This is a genomic window from Bordetella parapertussis, assembly GCF_020735925.1.
GTDB lineage: Bacteria > Pseudomonadota > Gammaproteobacteria > Burkholderiales > Burkholderiaceae_B > Bordetella > Bordetella pertussis.
This window is the reverse complement of the sequence record NZ_CP085971.1, coordinates 3,587,953-3,604,708: the sequence shown is the minus strand read 5'-3', so window position 1 is coordinate 3,604,708 and position 16,756 is coordinate 3,587,953. Positions and strand designations below refer to the sequence as shown.

At 68.8% G+C, this 16,756-nt stretch carries 13 protein-coding genes; all 13 read left to right on the top strand.

Translation table 11 applies throughout. The features are described from left to right. Positions 1-7 precede the first annotated feature (7 nt). The 13 genes from rsmH (at position 8) to ftsZ (ending at position 16,671) form a co-directional block, all read left to right on the top strand. The gene (rsmH, locus tag LK409_RS16965; RefSeq protein ID WP_003814582.1) at positions 8-1,102 is read left to right on the top strand and encodes a 16S rRNA (cytosine(1402)-N(4))-methyltransferase RsmH; all 1,095 of its coding nucleotides are present in this window, start codon (positions 8-10) and stop codon (positions 1,100-1,102) included. Further along, positions 1,102-1,380 (top strand): cell division protein FtsL, encoded by a 279-nt coding sequence (ftsL, locus tag LK409_RS16960; protein WP_010929232.1) that lies wholly within the window; start codon positions 1,102-1,104, stop codon positions 1,378-1,380. Before rsmH ends, ftsL begins: the two co-directional genes overlap by 1 nt. After that, positions 1,377-3,107, top strand: coding sequence for a peptidoglycan D,D-transpeptidase FtsI family protein (locus LK409_RS16955; RefSeq protein ID WP_010929231.1), 1,731 nt, complete (start codon positions 1,377-1,379; stop codon positions 3,105-3,107). Before ftsL ends, LK409_RS16955 begins: the two co-directional genes overlap by 4 nt. After that, entirely contained in the window at positions 3,104-5,941 is a 2,838-nt protein-coding gene (gene murF / locus LK409_RS16950) for a bifunctional UDP-N-acetylmuramoyl-L-alanyl-D-glutamate--2,6-diaminopimelate ligase MurE/UDP-N-acetylmuramoyl-tripeptide--D-alanyl-D-alanine ligase MurF (RefSeq protein WP_003814577.1), read from the top strand. Before LK409_RS16955 ends, murF begins: the two co-directional genes overlap by 4 nt. Continuing rightward, a complete protein-coding gene (mraY, locus tag LK409_RS16945; protein ID WP_041937291.1) occupies positions 5,931-7,100 on the top strand; it encodes a phospho-N-acetylmuramoyl-pentapeptide-transferase in 1,170 nt (389 codons plus the stop codon). The genes murF and mraY overlap by 11 nt, the downstream gene beginning before the upstream one ends. Beyond that, complete coding sequence (murD, locus tag LK409_RS16940) at positions 7,097-8,623, top strand: UDP-N-acetylmuramoyl-L-alanine--D-glutamate ligase (protein ID WP_010929229.1); 1,527 nt, start codon at positions 7,097-7,099, stop codon at positions 8,621-8,623. Before mraY ends, murD begins: the two co-directional genes overlap by 4 nt. After that, the gene (gene ftsW / locus LK409_RS16935; protein ID WP_010929228.1) at positions 8,620-9,813 is read left to right on the top strand and encodes a putative lipid II flippase FtsW; all 1,194 of its coding nucleotides are present in this window, start codon (positions 8,620-8,622) and stop codon (positions 9,811-9,813) included. Before murD ends, ftsW begins: the two co-directional genes overlap by 4 nt. After that, on the top strand, positions 9,810-10,883 hold the full coding sequence (gene murG / locus LK409_RS16930) for an undecaprenyldiphospho-muramoylpentapeptide beta-N-acetylglucosaminyltransferase (RefSeq protein WP_010929227.1): 1,074 nt from the start codon (positions 9,810-9,812) through the stop codon (positions 10,881-10,883). The genes ftsW and murG overlap by 4 nt, the downstream gene beginning before the upstream one ends. Then, positions 10,880-12,286: a UDP-N-acetylmuramate--L-alanine ligase gene (gene murC / locus LK409_RS16925; protein ID WP_003814572.1), complete on the top strand. Its 1,407-nt coding sequence runs from the start codon at positions 10,880-10,882 to the stop codon at positions 12,284-12,286. The genes murG and murC overlap by 4 nt, the downstream gene beginning before the upstream one ends. Next, positions 12,283-13,233: a D-alanine--D-alanine ligase gene (locus LK409_RS16920; protein WP_003814571.1), complete on the top strand. Its 951-nt coding sequence runs from the start codon at positions 12,283-12,285 to the stop codon at positions 13,231-13,233. Before murC ends, LK409_RS16920 begins: the two co-directional genes overlap by 4 nt. Positions 13,234-13,245: 12 nt before the next feature. Next, positions 13,246-14,067, top strand: a complete 822-nt coding sequence (locus LK409_RS16915) for a cell division protein FtsQ/DivIB (protein WP_010929225.1) — start codon at positions 13,246-13,248, stop codon at positions 14,065-14,067. Between the two features lie 4 nt (positions 14,068-14,071). Beyond that, positions 14,072-15,298: a cell division protein FtsA gene (ftsA, locus tag LK409_RS16910; protein ID WP_003814569.1), complete on the top strand. Its 1,227-nt coding sequence runs from the start codon at positions 14,072-14,074 to the stop codon at positions 15,296-15,298. A gap of 188 nt (positions 15,299-15,486) precedes the next feature. Then, positions 15,487-16,671 carry a cell division protein FtsZ gene (ftsZ, locus tag LK409_RS16905; protein ID WP_003814568.1) on the top strand — a complete coding sequence of 395 codons (1,185 nt, stop codon included), beginning with the start codon at positions 15,487-15,489 and terminating at the stop codon, positions 16,669-16,671. Positions 16,672-16,756 lie beyond the last annotated feature (85 nt).

Below are 16,756 nucleotides of genomic sequence, written 5' to 3'. Positions count from 1 at the left end.
GCCGGATATGGAATTCGAACATCGGCCCGTGCTGCTGGAGCCGACGGTTGACGCGTTGGTGCTGCCGGATTTCGGCGGCAAGGGCGCCCACCGTCAGGCCGGCGAGCCGGGGCCGGATGCGGCCACGCGCCTGCAGCACGGCGTCTTCGTCGACGGCACGTTCGGCCGCGGCGGACACAGCCGCGCGCTGCTGGCCCGGCTGGGCGCGCAGGCGCGCCTGGTGGTGTTCGACAAGGATCCGCAGGCGATCGCGGTGGCCCGGGAACTGGCCGCCGGCGATGGGCGGGTGGAAGTGGTGCATGGCGGCTTTGCCACCATGGCCGAGGAATTGACGGCGCGCGGCATCGAGCAGGTCGATGGCGTGATGCTGGATCTGGGCGTGTCATCGCCCCAGATTGACGATGCCGAACGGGGGTTTTCGTTCATGCGGGACGGTCCCCTCGACATGAGGATGGATACGACCCGCGGCCCCACGGTGGCGGATTGGCTGGCGCAAGCCAGCGTGGATGAGATGCGGGAGGTCATAGCAGATTATGGCGAAGAACGGTTTGCTTTTCAGGTTGCAAAAGCGATTGCTGCTTGCCGCGCAACACGGCCGCTGCACACCACGCTCCAGCTTGCCGAGTGCGTCGCCGGCGCCGTCCGCACGCGCGAAAAGGGGCAGCATCCGGCCACACGCACCTTTCAGGCTCTACGGATTTACATCAATCGGGAGCTCGAAGAGCTCGCTCGCGCCCTCGCGTCAGCTCTAGACCTGCTTGGCCCGGGGGGGAGGTTGGCGGTGATCAGTTTTCATTCGCTGGAAGATCGCATGGTCAAGCAATGCATCGCGGCGGCGGCTCGTCCGGCCGCCGCGCACGCGCGCCTGCCCTTGCGTGAAAGCGAATTGCCGCAACCGCTGGTGCGCTCGCTGGGCAAGGTTGTCGCCGACGACGTCGAAGTCGCCGGCAATGCGCGCGCCCGTTCGGCCATCCTGCGGGTGGCCGAACGCACGGGCGAGCCGCTGCCGCCTGGCGGCGGGGCTGGTTTCGTCAAGGCCGGCCGGGTGCCCGGCGAGCCGGTGCGCGGCACGCGCGCCGGTTCCAAGGGGAGGCGTCGCTAATGGGGCGCACCAGTCTCATCGTTGCCGCGTTGCTGATGCTGTCGGCCATTTTCCTGGTCACCAGCCGCTACCAGTCGCGCCAGCTCTTCATCGAACTGGGGCGCAGCCAGGCCGAGGCGCGCGATCTCGATACGAACTGGCGCCGCCTGCAGCTGGAGCGGGCCGAGCTGGCGCGCAACGCCCGCATCGACCGTGCCGCGCGTGACGACCTGAAGATGATTCCGATCGTGCCCGACCGCACGCTCTATATGAACCAGCCCGCCGGAGGCGCCCAGTGAGGCGGGTGCCTTTCTTCGACAATCCCGTGCTGCGCGGGCAGCTGCCCATGTGGCGCGCCCGTCTGGTGCTGATACTGTTGTTCGGCGGCTTTGTCGTGCTGGCCGGGCGCGCCCTGTTCCTGCAGGGCCTGTCGACCGAGTTCCTGCAGCAGCAGGGCGAGCGCCGCTACGAGCGCACGCTGACCCTGGCCGCCACGCGCGGCAAGATCCTGGATCGCAACGGCGTGGTGCTGGCATCCAGCGTGCCGGCGCGCGCCATATGGGCGATTCCCGAGGACGCCAAGCCGATCCCGCCCGAGCAGGTGGCCGCGCTGGCGCAACTGCTTCAGACGCCGGTGGCCGAGCTGCGTCGCCGGCTGGCCGACGAAGACCGCAATTTCGTGTACCTGAAGCGTCAGGTGCCGATGGACGTTGCCGACAAGATCAAGCAAATGGCCCTGCCCGGAATCCACCAGCAGCCGGAGTCGCGCCGCTACTACCCGGAAGGCGAGGTCACGGCCCACATCGTGGGCTTCAATAATGTCGAGGACCAGGGGCAGGAGGGCGTCGAGCTGACGTTCAACCAGCAATTGTCGGGCCAGCCGGGCTCGCGCCGCGTCATCAAGGATCGCCTGGGCCGCGTCATCGAGGACGTGCAGGCGGTGACCTTGCCGGTCGACGGCCGCGACCTGCGCCTGTCCATCGACACGCGCCTGCAGTACCTGGTGTACAAGGAACTGCAGGACGCGCGCGTCGCGCACCAGGCCAAGAGCGCGACGGCCGTGGTGATCGACGTGCATACCGGCGAGGTCCTGGCGCTGGTCAACCTGCCCTCGTTCGATCCGAACCATCGCGAGACGTTCCAGGTCTCGACGCTGCGCAACCAGGCGATCACCGATACATTCGAGCCGGGTTCGATCATGAAGCCGTTCACCGCCGCGCTGGCGCTGGATCTGGGCCGCATCTCGACCGCGACCATGTTCGAGACCGGTAACGGCCGCTTTCAATACCAGGGCAGCACGATCAGCGATGTCAGCCGCAACGGCACGCTGGATCTGGCCGGAGTGCTGCTGAAGTCCAGCAATATCGGCATGACCATGATCTCCGAGAAGCTGCAGTCGCGCGAGATGTGGGATCTGTTCACCGGGCTGGGGCTCGGGCAGGCGCCCCAGCTGGGCTTTCCCGGTGCCGCGCCCGGCCGCCTGCGTCCGTGGAACCGCTGGCGCCTGATCGAGAAGGCCACCATGGCCTACGGCTACGGGCTGTCCGTGTCGCTGCTGCAGGTGGCTCGTGCCTATACCGTTTTCGCGCGCGATGGCGACATGGTGTCGCTGACGCTGGTCAAGCGCGAAAGCGCGCCCACCAGCGTACGGGTCTACAACCCCAAGACCGCCGCCACCGTGCGCGCCATGCTGGAGGCCGCCGCCGGGCCCGACGGGGCCAAGCGCGCCCAGGTTCAGGGCTACCGGGTGGCCGGCAAGAGCGGCACCGCGCGCAAGATTGTCGACGGAAAGTACAGCGCTCAGCGCCACCGCAGCTCGTTCGTGGGTTTTGCGCCTGTCTCCAATCCCAAGATCGTGGTGGCGGTCTCGATCGACGAGCCGCAGGTGGGCGGTTATTACGGCGGCGCCATCGCCGCGCCGGTGTTCTCGCGCATCGTGGGCGGCAGCCTGCGGCTGATGGGCGTGCAGCCCGACGCGCCGTTCGAGTCGACCATCGTGGCCGGCAATCCGGAGGGCGCGCGATGAGCCCGACGAATCGCCTGAACGCCGTGCAACGGCAGCACCTGGACCAGGCGCTGGCGTGGCTGCGCGGATGCGTCGCCCCGACGGCCGATCTGCGCCTGGATTCGCGCGAGATCGAGCCGGGCGATGTGTTCGTCGCCTGCCCCGGCCTGGCCAGCGACGGCCGCCAATTCATGGATCAGGCGCTGGCGCGTGGCGCCAGCGCCATCCTGTACGAAACCGAAGGCGCGCCGGTCGCGCCCGCGGGCGCGCAGGCCTTGCCGGTCGCGCAGCTGCGCACCTTGCTTGGCGCGCTGGCCGATGAATGGTATGGCCGTCCGTCGCAGGACCTGAGCGTGGTGGCGATAACCGGCACCAACGGCAAGACCTCGTGCACCCAATGGCTGGCGCAGGTGCTCACGCGCATGGGCAAGCCGTGCGGCAGCATCGGCACCCTGGGCGCGCTGCTGCCCGACGGCCAGTCGCTGGGCGGCAGCCTGACCACGCCAGATGTGCTGACCATGCACCGCACGCTGGCCCGGATGCGCGCCGCGGGCGCGCGCGCGGTGGCCCTGGAGGCCTCGTCCATCGGCATCGAGCAGGGCCGGCTGGACCATATCCGCATCGCGGTGGCGGGTTTTACCAACCTGACGCGCGATCATCTCGATTACCACGGCACCATGCAGCGCTACGAGCAGGCCAAGGCGGCGCTGTTCCAATGGCCGGACCTGCAGGCCGCCGTCGTCAATGCGGACGATCCCGCCGGCGAACGCTTGCTGGCGTCCCTGCCGGCCGCGCTGAAGACCGGCTACTCGCTGCAAGGGGCTCCCGCCGACGTCCACGCGCGCGACCTGCAGGCCACCGCGCATGGCCAGGTGTTCACGCTGGCGCTGCCCGATGGCGAAGCGCAGATCGTCACGCGCCTGCTCGGCCAGCACAATATCTCCAATCTGCTGTTGGTGGCCGGCGCGCTGAGCAAGCTGGGCTGGCCGCTGCCGCAGATCGCGCGCGAACTGGCGGCGATTTCGCCGGTTGACGGCCGCCTGCAGGCCGTGACGCCGGTGCCGTTGCAGCACCTGACCGCGGGCGCCCAAGGGGCGCTGGTGGTGGTCGATTACGCCCATACGCCCGACGCCCTGGCGCGCGCGCTGACCGCCTTGCGCCCGGTGGCGCAGGCGCGCGGCGGGCGCCTGGTGTGCGTGTTCGGCTGCGGCGGCGAGCGCGACCCCGGCAAGCGACCCGAAATGGGCCGTATCGCCGTCGAGCGGGCCGACCGGGTGGTGGTCACCAGCGACAATCCGCGCAGCGAATCGCCGCAGGACATCATCGACCAGATTCTGGCCGGCATTCCCGCCGGCATGCGCGCGGCGGTGCAGCCTGACCGCGCGCTGGCCATCATGCAGACGCTGTGGAGCGCGGCTCCCGACGACGTGATACTGCTGGCCGGCAAGGGACATGAAACCTACCAGGACATCGGCGGCCGCAAATTGCCGTTCGACGATCGCCAGTGGGCCCGGCTGGCGCTGTTGCTGCCGCATGCGGGCGCGGTGTCGACCGATACGCGCCGCATCGGCCGCGGCGAGCTGTTCGTGGCCCTGTCGGGCGAAAATTTCGACGGCCACGACTATCTGCCGCAGGCGCAGTCGGCCGGCGCCTGCGCCGCCGTGGTGGCGCATCCAGTGGCGGATGTGGCGCTGCCCCAGCTGGTGCTGGGCGATACGCTGGCCGCGCTGGGCCGCATGGGCACGGCCTGGCGTTCCAGTTTCACGCTGCCGGTCGTCGCCGTGACGGGCAGCAATGGCAAGACCACCACCAAGGAAATGATTTCCGCCATCCTGGCGCAGTGGCAGGGCGACGACGGCCGCCTGGCGACGGCTGGCAATTTCAACAACGAGATCGGCGTGCCGCTGACCCTGCTGCGCCTGCGCGCGCGGCATCGCGCCGCCGTTTTCGAGCTGGGCATGAACCATCCCGGCGAGATCGAACGCCTGGCCGCGATGGCGGCGCCGACGGTTGCGCTGGTGACCAATGCCCAGCGCGAACACCAGGAATTCATGCATACCGTCGAGGCGGTGGCGCACGAGAACGGCGCGGTCATCGGCGCCTTGCCGGAGGACGGCGTGGCCGTCTATCCGGGCGACGAACCCTACGCCGCCATCTGGGACAAGCTGGCGGGCGCGCGCCGGGTGCTGCGCTTCGGCCTGCAACCGGGCCTGGATGTCTACGCCGAGCGTGTCGTGACGCAGGCGCATGGCACGCAATGCGGCCTGGTGACCCCGGCCGGCAGCGCCGAGCTGGATCTGCCCGTGCCGGGCCTGCACAACCTGCGCAACGCGCTGGCGGCGATCGCTTGCGGCCTGGCGGCCGGCGCGCCCCTGCATACCTGCATCGCGGCGCTGGCCGGTTTCCAGGCCGTCGCCGGGCGCATGCAGCATCGGCAAATGAGTGACGGAACCGTGCTCATCGATGACACCTACAATGCCAATCCTGACTCGGCGCGCGCCGCCATCGACGTGCTGGCGCGGCTGCCCGCGCCGCGCGCATTGGTGCTCGGCGACATGGGCGAAGTCGGGGACAACGGGCCCGCCATGCATCGCGAGGTGGGCGATTACGCGCGCGAGCATGGCATCGACGCGCTTATCACGCTAGGCGAGGCCAGCCGGGATGCCGCACACGCATTCGGTCCGGCGGCGCGCGCCTGCGCATCGGTTGACGAAGTCGTGGCCGCGTTGCGCGGCCTGCGCCCGTCCAGCATTTTGATCAAGGGTTCGCGCTTTATGCGCATGGAGCGGGTAGTGACGGCTTTCAGCGGCAACAATCAGGCGCCTTCGGGGCAGGGGGACAAGCATGCTGCTTGAGATCGCCCGGTGGCTGTCCGACGACGTGCGCGCCATTGGCGTATTCGAGTACATCACGCTGCGCGCCGTGCTGGCGTGCGCGACGGCGCTGCTGATCGGCCTGGTGGCGGGGCCGCGCGTGATCCGCCGCCTGACCGAAATGAAGATCGGCCAGGCCGTGCGCGCCTACGGCCCGGAGTCGCACCTGGTCAAGACGGGCACGCCGACCATGGGCGGCGCGCTCATCCTGATCGCGATCGCCATCAGCACGCTGCTGTGGGCGGACTGGATCAATCGCTTCGTCTGGGTGGTGTTGCTGGTGACGTTCGGCTTTGGCTGGATCGGGTGGATGGACGACTATCGCAAGGTCGTCTACCGCGATCCCGAAGGCATGCCGGCCCGGCAGAAGTTCTTCTGGCAGGCGACCATCGGGCTGGTCGCCGCCGTGTATCTGGCCTTCGCTGTCTCGGCGCCCGCCAATACCGAACTGTGGCCGCTCTTCAAGGCATGGGTGGGTAGCGGGTTCACGATGCCGCTGCCGACGCGGGCCGACCTGATCGTGCCGTTCTTCAAGTCGGTCAGCTATCCGCTGGGCGTGCTGGGCTTCGTGGCCCTGACCTGGGCCGTCATCGTCGGCACCAGCAACGCCGTCAACCTGACCGATGGCCTGGACGGCCTGGCCATCATGCCTACGGTCATGGTCGGCAGCGCCCTGGGCATCTTCGCCTACGTGGTTGGCCGCGTCGATTATTCCAAGTACCTGCTGTTCCCGTACATTCCCGGCGCGGCCGAGCTGATGGTGCTGTGCGCCGCCATCGGGGGCGCGGGCCTGGCCTTCCTGTGGTTCAACGCCTATCCGGCGCAAGTGTTCATGGGCGATGTCGGCGCGCTGGCGCTGGGCGGCGCGCTGGGCACCATCGCGGTGATCGTGCGCCAGGAAATCGTGCTCTTCATCATGGGTGGCGTGTTCGTGGTCGAAACCCTTTCGGTCATGGTGCAGGTCACCTGGTTCAAATACACCAAGCGCAAGTACGGCCAGGGCCGGCGGATATTCCGCATGGCGCCGCTGCATCACCATTTCGAGGTGGGCGGCTGGAAGGAAACCCAGGTCGTCGTGCGGTTCTGGATCATCACCATGATGCTGGTGCTGGTCGGCCTTTCCACACTGAAGTTGCGATGAATACGACTGAAACCTCCCGTGCCGCCGCACCGCTTGTCCTGATCCTCGGATTGGGCGAGACGGGCGTGGCCGCCGCGCGCTGGTGCGCCCGCCAGGGTTCGCCCCTGCGCGTGGCGGACACGCGCGCGCAACCGGGAGGGCTGGCCGCGCTGCAAGCGGCGCTGGCCGATGCCACGGTCGAATACCGGCTGGGCTGCGGCGAGCAGTTCCCCCCGGACCTGCTCGACGGCGTAGCGCAGATCGTGCTGAGCCCGGGATTGGTGCCGCACGAGTCGCCTACCCGCGAACTGCTGGAGCAGGCCCGTGAGCGCAACGTGGAAGTGGTGGGCGAGATCGAGCTGTTCGCCCGCGCGCTGGCCGGCCTGGCCGAATCCCGAGAGTATCGTCCGCGCGTGCTGGCGATCACTGGCACCAATGGCAAGACCACCGTCACCGCGCTGACCCGGCAGCTGATCGAGGCAGGCGGGATGAGCGCGCGCGCGGCCGGCAATATCAGCCCCGCCGCGCTGGCCGCGCTGATAGATGCGCTGGACCAGGATGATCTGCCTCAGGTGTGGGTGCTGGAACTCTCCAGCTTCCAGCTGGAAACCACGCGGACGCTGGCGCCCGACGCCGCGGTCGTGCTGAACGTGACCCAGGACCACCTCGACTGGCATGGCGACATGCAGGCCTATGCGCAAGCCAAGGCCCGCATCCTCAAGCCGGCGCGCCTGGCCATCGTCAACCGCGACGATCCGTTGACGGTCGCCATGGTCGAGAGCCTGCAAGCCTTGAATGTACGCAGCTTCGGCCGCGACGTGCCCGCCCTGGTCGGTGACATGGGCCTGGAGCTGGGTCAGGGCGTTGCGTGGCTGACCGCCTGCGAATCCAACGATTTCGACGAGCCGGCGCCGCGACGCAAGAAGGACGCGCCGCCGCCCACCCGCGCCGGTGGCCGCATGAGCCGCCTGATGCCGGTGGATGCCCTGCGCATCCGTGGCGTGCACAATGCCCTCAATGCCCTGGCCGCGATGCAGCTGGCCCGCTCGCTCGACCTGGGCTGGGGCCCGATGCTGCGCACCCTGCGCGACTATGCCGGCGAGCCGCATCGCGCCGAACTGGTGCGCTCGATCGGCGATGTCGACTACATCAATGACAGCAAGGGCACCAACGTGGGCGCCACCGTGGCCGCCCTGGAAGGCCTGGGCCAGCAGGTCGTGCTGATCGCTGGCGGACAGGGCAAGGGCCAGGATTTCTCGCCGCTGGTGCCGGTGGTGCGCCGCCACGCGCGCGCCGTGGTGCTGATCGGCGTCGACGGGGCGGCTATCGGCAAGGTGCTCGAGCCCACCGGCGTTCCCTGCGTGGCCGCCGCCGACATGCGCGAGGCCGTGCGCCGCGCCGCCGAGCTGGCGCAGCCCGGCGATGCCGTGCTGTTGTCGCCGGCCTGCGCCAGCTTCGACATGTTCCGCAATTACCCGCACCGTGGCGAAGTATTCGCCGCGGAGGTGCAGGAACTCGCGCTCGACCGGGGAGAGGTGGCATGAGCCTGTTCGCCGAACTCACCGCCAGTGTGAACGCCGTACGGCCCGGCCGCACGCGCATGCGCAATTACGACATGCCGCTGATCGTCGCCGCGTCGACCCTGCTGCTGCTGGGCTTGTTGATGGTGTATTCGGCTTCCATCGCGTTGGCCGACGGGCCGCGCTACGCCTCCTACGGCCGCTATTACTTCGTGATCCGCCACGGGCTGTTCCTGACGGCCGGCCTGCTGGCCGCCGCCGTCGTGCTGAGCGTGCCGATCCGGGTATGGCAGCGCCTGGCCGTGCCGCTGTTCATGTTCGCGCTGATCCTGCTGGTGGCGGTGCTGATTCCCGGCATCGGCCGCGAGGTCAACGGCGCGCATCGCTGGATCCCGCTGGGACCGCTGAATTTCCAGCCCTCCGAATTGATGAAGCTGGCCGCTCTCCTGTATGCCGCGGACTACACCGTGCGCAAGCAGGAGCACATGCAGGCGTTCTCGCGCGGCTTCCTGCCGATGGCCTGCGCGCTGGGCGGCGTGGGCATGCTGCTGCTGCTGGAGCCGGACCTGGGCGCGTTCATGGTGATCGTGGCGATCGCCATCGGCATCCTGTTCCTGGGCGGCATCAACGGCAAGTATTTCAGCAACCTGCTGGCCGTGCTGGTGGGCACCTTCCTGATGCTGATCTGGGTGTCGCCCTGGCGGCGCGCGCGCCTGTTCGCCTACCTGGACCCCTGGAACGAGGCCAATGCCTACGGCAGCGCCTACCAGTTGTCGCATTCGCTGATCGCCCTGGGGCGCGGCGAGTGGTTCGGCGTGGGCCTGGGCGCCAGCGTCGAGAAACTGCACTACCTGCCGGAGGCCCATACCGACTTCCTGATGGCCGTGGTGGGCGAGGAGCTGGGGTTCGCCGGCGTCATGCTGGTGATCACGCTGTTCGCGATCATCGTCTACCGCGGTTTCGACATCGGCCGGCAGGCCATCGCGATGGAGCGCACGTTCGCCGGGCTGGTGGCGCACGGCGTGGCCATGTGGGTGGGCGTGCAGGCCTTCATCAACATGGGCGTGTGCCTGGGCCTGCTGCCCACCAAGGGCCTGACCCTGCCGCTGATGAGCTACGGCGGCTCGGGCATCGTCATGAACCTGTGCGCGCTGGCGATGCTGATCCGCGTGGACGTCGAGAATCGCGTCATGATGCGGGGAGGCCGGGTATGAGCGCACCGACCATCCTCATCATGGCGGGCGGCACGGGCGGCCACATCATGCCGGGCCTGGCGGTGGCCGAAGTGCTGCGCGAGCGCGGCTGGCGCGTGCTGTGGCTGGGCAATCCCGACAAGATGGAAGGCCGGCTGGTGCCGCCGCGCGGCATCGAACTGGTTCCCCTGCGCTTCCAGGGCGTGCGCGGGCGCGGCGCCGCCGCGCTGCTGAAACTGCCGTTCCTGTTGGCGCGCGCTTGCGCGCAGGCCTGGCGCAGGCTGGCCGATATCCGGCCGGACGTGGTGCTGGGCATGGGCGGCTATGTGGCTTTCCCGGGCGGCGTCATGGCAGCGCTGCGCCGCATGCCGCTGGTCGTGCACGAACAGAATGCGGTGGCCGGCACGGCCAACCGCTGGCTGGCCAGGCTGGCGCGCCGCGTGCTCAGCGGTTTTCCCGGCGTGTTGCCGCGCGGCGAGGCGCTGGGCAACCCGGTGCGCGCCGACCTGTGCGCGCTGCCCGAGCCCGCCGAACGCTATGCCGGCCGCAGCGGCGCGTTGCGCGTGCTGGTGGTTGGCGGCAGTCTCGGCGCCCATGCGCTGAACACCACCGTGCCGCAGGCGCTGGCGCTGTTGCCGGAGCAGGCGCGGCCCCAGGTGGTGCACCAGGCGGGCGAGCAGCATCTGCCCGCCTTGCAGCAGGCCTATGCGCAAGCGGGCGTGCAGGCCGATTGCCGCGCCTTCATCGACGACATGGCCGGCGCCATGGCCCAGGCCGACCTGCTGATCTGCCGCGCCGGCGCCATGACGGTGTCGGAAGTGGCGGCGGCCGGCGTCGCGGCCCTGTTCGTGCCGTTCCCGCACGCCATCGACGACCACCAGACCGCCAACGCGCGCTTCCTGAGCGACGCGCAGGCGGCCTGGCTGCAGCCGCAAGCCACCCTGACGCCGCAGTGGCTGGCGCAGTGGCTGGGCCAGCGTACCCGACAAGAACTCCAGGCCGTGGCCGGCCGGGCGCGCACGCATGCGCTGCCGCGCGCCGCGGCCCATATCGCCGACGTTTGCGAGCAGGCAGCGAGGCGGGCATCATGAAACATCGCATCCAACACATACACTTTGTCGGCGTCGGCGGCTCGGGCATGAGCGGCATCGCCGAGGTATTGCTCAACCTGGGCTATACCATCAGCGGTTCCGACCTGAACGAATCCGCCGTGACGCGCCGCCTGGCCGAGCTGGGCATGCGCATCGCCATCGGGCACGACCGCGCCAACGTGGCCGGCGCCGGCGCCATCGTCACCTCCACCGCCGTGGCCGGCGACAACCCGGAAGTCCTGGCCGCGCGCGCCGCGCGCATCCCGGTCGTGCCGCGCGCCGTGATGCTGGCCGAACTGATGCGCCTGAAGCGCGGCATCGCGGTCGCGGGCACGCATGGCAAGACCACCACGACCAGCCTGGTGGCCAGCGTGCTGGCGGCCGGCGGCCTCGATCCGACCTTCGTGATCGGCGGGCGGCTGACCTCGGCCGGCGCCAACGCGCGCCTGGGCCAGGGCGAGTACATCGTCGTCGAGGCCGACGAGTCGGACGCCTCGTTCCTGAATCTGCTGCCGGTGATGGCCATCGTGACCAACATCGACGCCGATCACATGGATACGTACGGCCACGACGTGGCGCGCCTGAAGAGCGCCTTCATCGAATTCACCCAGCGCCTGCCGTTCTATGGCAGCGCCATTCTTTGCGCCGACGACGCCAACGTGCGCGAGATCATGCCGTTCGTGTCGCGGCCGATCACCACCTACGGACTCAGCCCCGACGCGCAGGTGTGCGCCCAGGACGTGCAGGCCGACGGCACCCGCATGCGCTTCACGGTGCAGCGGCGCGACCGCGACGTGGTACTGCCCGCGCTGCAGGTCGAGCTGAACCTGCCCGGCCTGCACAACGTGCGCAATGCGCTGGCGGCCATTGCCGTGGCCACCGAGCTGGGCGTGGACGACGCCGCGATCCGCGAGGCGCTGGCCGCCTTCAAGGGCGTCGGGCGGCGCTTTACCCAATGGGGCGACCTGCCGGTGCCGGCCGCGCATGGCGGCGGCACCTTCACCCTGGTCGACGACTACGGCCATCACCCGGTGGAAATGGCGGCCACGCTGGCCGCGGCGCGCGGCGCCTGGCCGCAGCGGCGCATCGTGCTGGCTTTCCAGCCGCACCGCTACACCCGCACGCGCGACTGCTTCGAGGATTTCGTGCGTGTGCTGGGCTCGGCCGACGGCGTGCTGCTGACCGAGGTCTACGCGGCGGGCGAGGCGCCGCTGGTGGCGGCCGACGGCCGCGCCCTGTCGCGCGCGCTGCGCGTGGCCGGCAAGGTCGAGCCGGTCTTCGTCGAGGACGTGGGCGAATTGCCGCAGGCCATCCTCGATTTCGTGCGCGACGGCGACGTCGTGGTGGTGATGGGAGCAGGCTCGATCAGCAAGACGCCGGCCCTCGTGGGAGAACTGGCATGAGCAAGCAATTCGGCAAAGTCGGCGTGTTGTACGGCGGCCGTTCGGCCGAGCGGGAAGTGTCGCTGATGTCCGGCAAGGGCGTGCACGAAGCCCTGCTGAGCGCCGGCGTGGACGCGCACCTGTTCGACACCGGCGAGCGCAGCCTGGCGGACCTCGCCGCGGCGGGTTTCGAGCGCGTGTTCATCGCCCTGCATGGCCGCTATGGCGAGGACGGCACGCTGCAGGGAGCGCTGGAGCTGCTGGGCATTCCTTACACCGGCAGCGGGCCGCTGGCCTCCAGCCTGTCGATGGACAAGATCATGACCAAGCGGGTGTGGCTGCAGCACGGCTTGCCCACGCCGGCCTTCGAGGTGCTGGGCGGCAGCACCGAACTGCGCCTGGTGCCCGACCGCCTGGGCCTGCCGCTGATACTCAAGCCGCCGCACGAGGGCTCGACCGTCGGCATCACCAAGGTGGCGGGCTATTCGGACATGAAGGCGGCGTACGAGCTGGCCGCGCGTTTCGACGCCGAGGTGCTGGCCGAACAGTTCATCACGGGCCGCGAACTGACCGTCGCCGTGCTGGGCTCGGGCGCCGCGGCGCGCGCCTTGCCGGTGATCGAGATCGTCGCGCCCGGCGGCAATTATGACTACGAACACAAGTACTTCTCGGACGACACGCAGTACTTCTGCCCGGCCGACCTGCCCGCGGACGTGGCCGCGGACGTGGCCGCCGTCGCCGAGCGCGCCTACGCCGCGCTGGGTTGCGAGGGTTGGGGCCGGGTCGACTTCATCCTGGACCGGGAGAACCGGCCCTGGCTGCTGGAAATGAATACTTCGCCCGGCATGACCGGCCATTCACTGGTGCCGATGGCGGCGCGCGCGGTGGGCATGAGCTATGCCGACCTGTGCGTGGCCATCCTGGCCGAGGCTGCGTGCAAAGTGCGCAGCCCGGCGCGACAAGATTGAACGGGACGCTCTGTGTGGAACGACGCTCGCACCATCAACCTGATCGCCAACACACTGGCCGTGCTGGCGGTAGCCGCCATGCTGTTGGCCGGCGTGGCGTGGGTGGCGCAGCGTCCCTATTTCACGTTGGCGGCCATCGAGATCGAGTCCATGCCCGAGACCGAGATGCACTATGTCTCGACCAGCGCCGTGCGCGCGGCGATCGCGGGGCGCTTCGGGGGCAATTTCTTTACCGTCGACCTGGACGAAGCCCGCGAGGCGTTCGAGTCGGTGCCCTGGGTGCGCCATGCCACGGTGCGGCGCATCTGGCCCAATACCTTGCGCGTGCGCGTCGAGGAGCAGCAGCCGCTGGCGCTGTGGAACGAGAACCAGATGATCAACACCTGGGGCGAAGCGTTCACCGCCAACACGGGCGAGCTGGCCGACGACATGGTGCTGCCGCACTTCACCGGGCCGGAAGGCACGGAGAGCCTGGTGGTGCAGCGCTACGCCGAGCTGGCGCGCTGGTTCGCGCCGCTGGACATGCATGTGCGCGAGCTGGTGCTCAACCCGCGCTATGCGTGGGCCGTGACGCTGTCCAACGGCATGAAGCTGGACCTGGGCCGCGATCCGGGCGCCGATGCGCCCGATCCGCACGGCCTGCCCGGCGCCTTGCCGTTCGCCGCGCGCATTCAGCGCTTCGTGCAGGCCTGGCCGGTGGTCAGCAGCCGGCTCGAAGGACGCACGGTGACGCAGGCCGACCTGCGCTACCCAACCGGATTTGCCCTGGCGCTGGCGCCGCTGCCGCCCGAGCATGCATCACATTCCAAATCGAAACCTGCCAAGAAACGCTAACGCCATGACCCGTGACATCAAGGACCTTATCGTCGCCCTCGATATCGGCACCAGCAAGGTGGTGGCTGTCGTGGCCGAGATCTTGCCCGAAGGGCGCTTCGAAGTGCTGGGCCTGGGCCAGCATGAATCGCGCGGCATGCGCAAGGGCGTGGTCGTCAATATCGAAACCACGGTCAACTCCATCCAGCGCGCCCTCGAAGAGGCCGAGCTGATGGCCGACTGCAAGATCCGCGACGTGTACGCCGGCATCGCCGGCAGCCATATCCGCAGCTTCAATTCCAGCGGCATGGTGGCCGTCAAGGACAAGGAAGTCACCGCCACCGACGTCGCCCGCGTGATCGAAACCGCCAAGGCGGTGAACATTCCCACCGACCAGCAGGTGCTGCACGTGCTGACGCAGGAGTTCATCGTCGACGGCCAGGAAGACATCCGCGAGCCCATCGGCATGAGCGGCCTGCGCCTGGAAGTGCGCGTGCACATCGTCACGGGCGCGGTCAGCGCCGCGCAGAACATCGTCAAGTGCGTGCGCCGCTGCGGCCTGGAAGTGCAGGATCTGATCCTGCAGCCCCTGGCCTCCAGCCTGGCGTGCCTGACCGCCGACGAGAAGGAGCTGGGCGTGGTGCTGGTCGATATCGGCGGCGGCACCACCGACGTCGCCATCTTCACCGGCGGCGCGATCCGCCACACGGCCGTGATCCCGATCGCGGGCGACCAGATCACCAACGACATCGCGGCGATGCTGCGCACGCCCACGCCCGATGCCGAGGAAATCAAGCTGCGCTACGGCGTGGCCAAGCAAGTGCTGGCGCGTCCCGACGAGGCGGTCGAAGTGCCGGGCCTGGGCGATCGCGGCCCGCGCCAGGTCAAGCGCCAGGCCCTGGGGGCGGTGATCGAGCCGCGCGTCGAGGAATTGTTCACGCTGATCCAGCAGGTGGTGCGCGACTCCGGCTACGAGGACCTGCTGGCCTCGGGCGTGGTGCTCACCGGCGGTTCGGCGCAGATGCCCGGCATGATCGAACTGGCCGAGGACGTGTTCCTCAAGCCGGTGCGCGTGGCGGTACCCGAATATGAAGGCAGCCTGGCCGACGTGATGCGCAACCCGCGCTTCTCGACGGTGATGGGCTTGCTGCAGGAAGCGCGCATGCAGCGTCTGCGCGGCCGCAAGGTGGCGGCGCAGACCGGCAACTTCAAGACCCTGCTGGCGCGCATGAAGGAATGGTTCATGAACTGATCAGGAAGGGACAGGTCGGGGCCTGTTCCTCGGTGCGCGCGGCGGCGGTATTGCCGGGCGGACCGGAAAGGGGAGGCGTCTCAAACCCGTTGCGGACCACGGTCGGCTTCGGCTTTGAGGCGATTCACAAAAGATAGGTTGTTGGGGAATTTTTGTGATTTGCAATTCGGACTTGTGAGGGAGTCATCATGATGAACTTTGAGATGCTTGAGAACAACGCCAAGGGGACCGTAATCAAGGTCGTTGGTGTTGGGGGCGCGGGCGGCAACGCCGTCGCGCATATGATTCGCAGCGGTGTCAGCGGCGTGGACTTCATTTGCGCCAATACCGACGCGCAGGCGCTGGCGGCTACCAATGCGCCGGTGCAGATCCGCCTGGGCCGCACCGGCCTGGGCGCGGGCGCCAAGCCCGAGCAGGGCCGTGCTTCGGCCGAGACGGCGCGCGAGGAGATTCGCGCGGCGCTCAACGGCGCGCACATGGTGTTCATCACCGCGGGCATGGGTGGCGGCACCGGCACGGGCGCCGGCCCCGTGGTCGCGGAAGTGGCCAAGGAGCTGGGCATCCTGACCGTCGGCGTGGTCACCAAGCCGTTCACCTTCGAAGGCAACAAACGCCTGCGCATGGCCGAAGACGGTATCGGCGAGCTGGGCAAGCACGTGCATTCGCTCATCGTGGTCCTCAACGAGAACCTCTACGAGCTGATGGACGACGACGCCACGCAGGAAGACTGCTTCAAGGCGGCCGACGACATCCTGCACAACGCTTGCGCGGGCATTGCCGAGATCATCAATGTCGAGGGCAACGTCAACGTCGACTTCGAAGACGTCAAGACGATCATGGGCGAGCAGGGCCAGGCCATGATGGGCACGGCCGCGGCCAGCGGTGCGGACCGCGCGCGCGTGGCGGCGGAAAAGGCGATCGCCTGCCCGCTGCTCGAAGGCGTGGACCTGAACGGCGCGCGCGGCGTGCTGGTCAACATCACCGCCAGCCGCACGCTGAAGATGCGCGAAACGCGCGAAATCATGGAAACGATCCGCAGCTACGCTTCGGACGACGCCACCGTGATCTTCGGCACCGCCTACGACGAGCAGATGGGCGAAGAGCTGCGCGTGACCGTGGTGGCCACCGGCCTGGGCCGCGAGGCCGTCCGTCCGCAACTGGTGCAGCACACCAGCGAGGCGTTGCGTACCGGCACCGACAACATGCCGGTGGGCAACATGCTGGCTGGCCAGCAGGGCGATTACCGCGGGCTGGACATGCCGTCGGTGATGCGCAACCCGCGCAGCCAGGCTTCGGCCCAGGTGCGCGCGTTGGAAAGCTCCGGGATGGACCACTTCGACATTCCGGCCTTCCTGCGCAAGCAAGCCGATTGACGTAGTGAACCAAAGAGCCGTCCTACGGCTCTAACTCCCTCAACTCCGGCCCGCCCTTTCCCCGGCGGGCCGGAGTCGGAGCGGT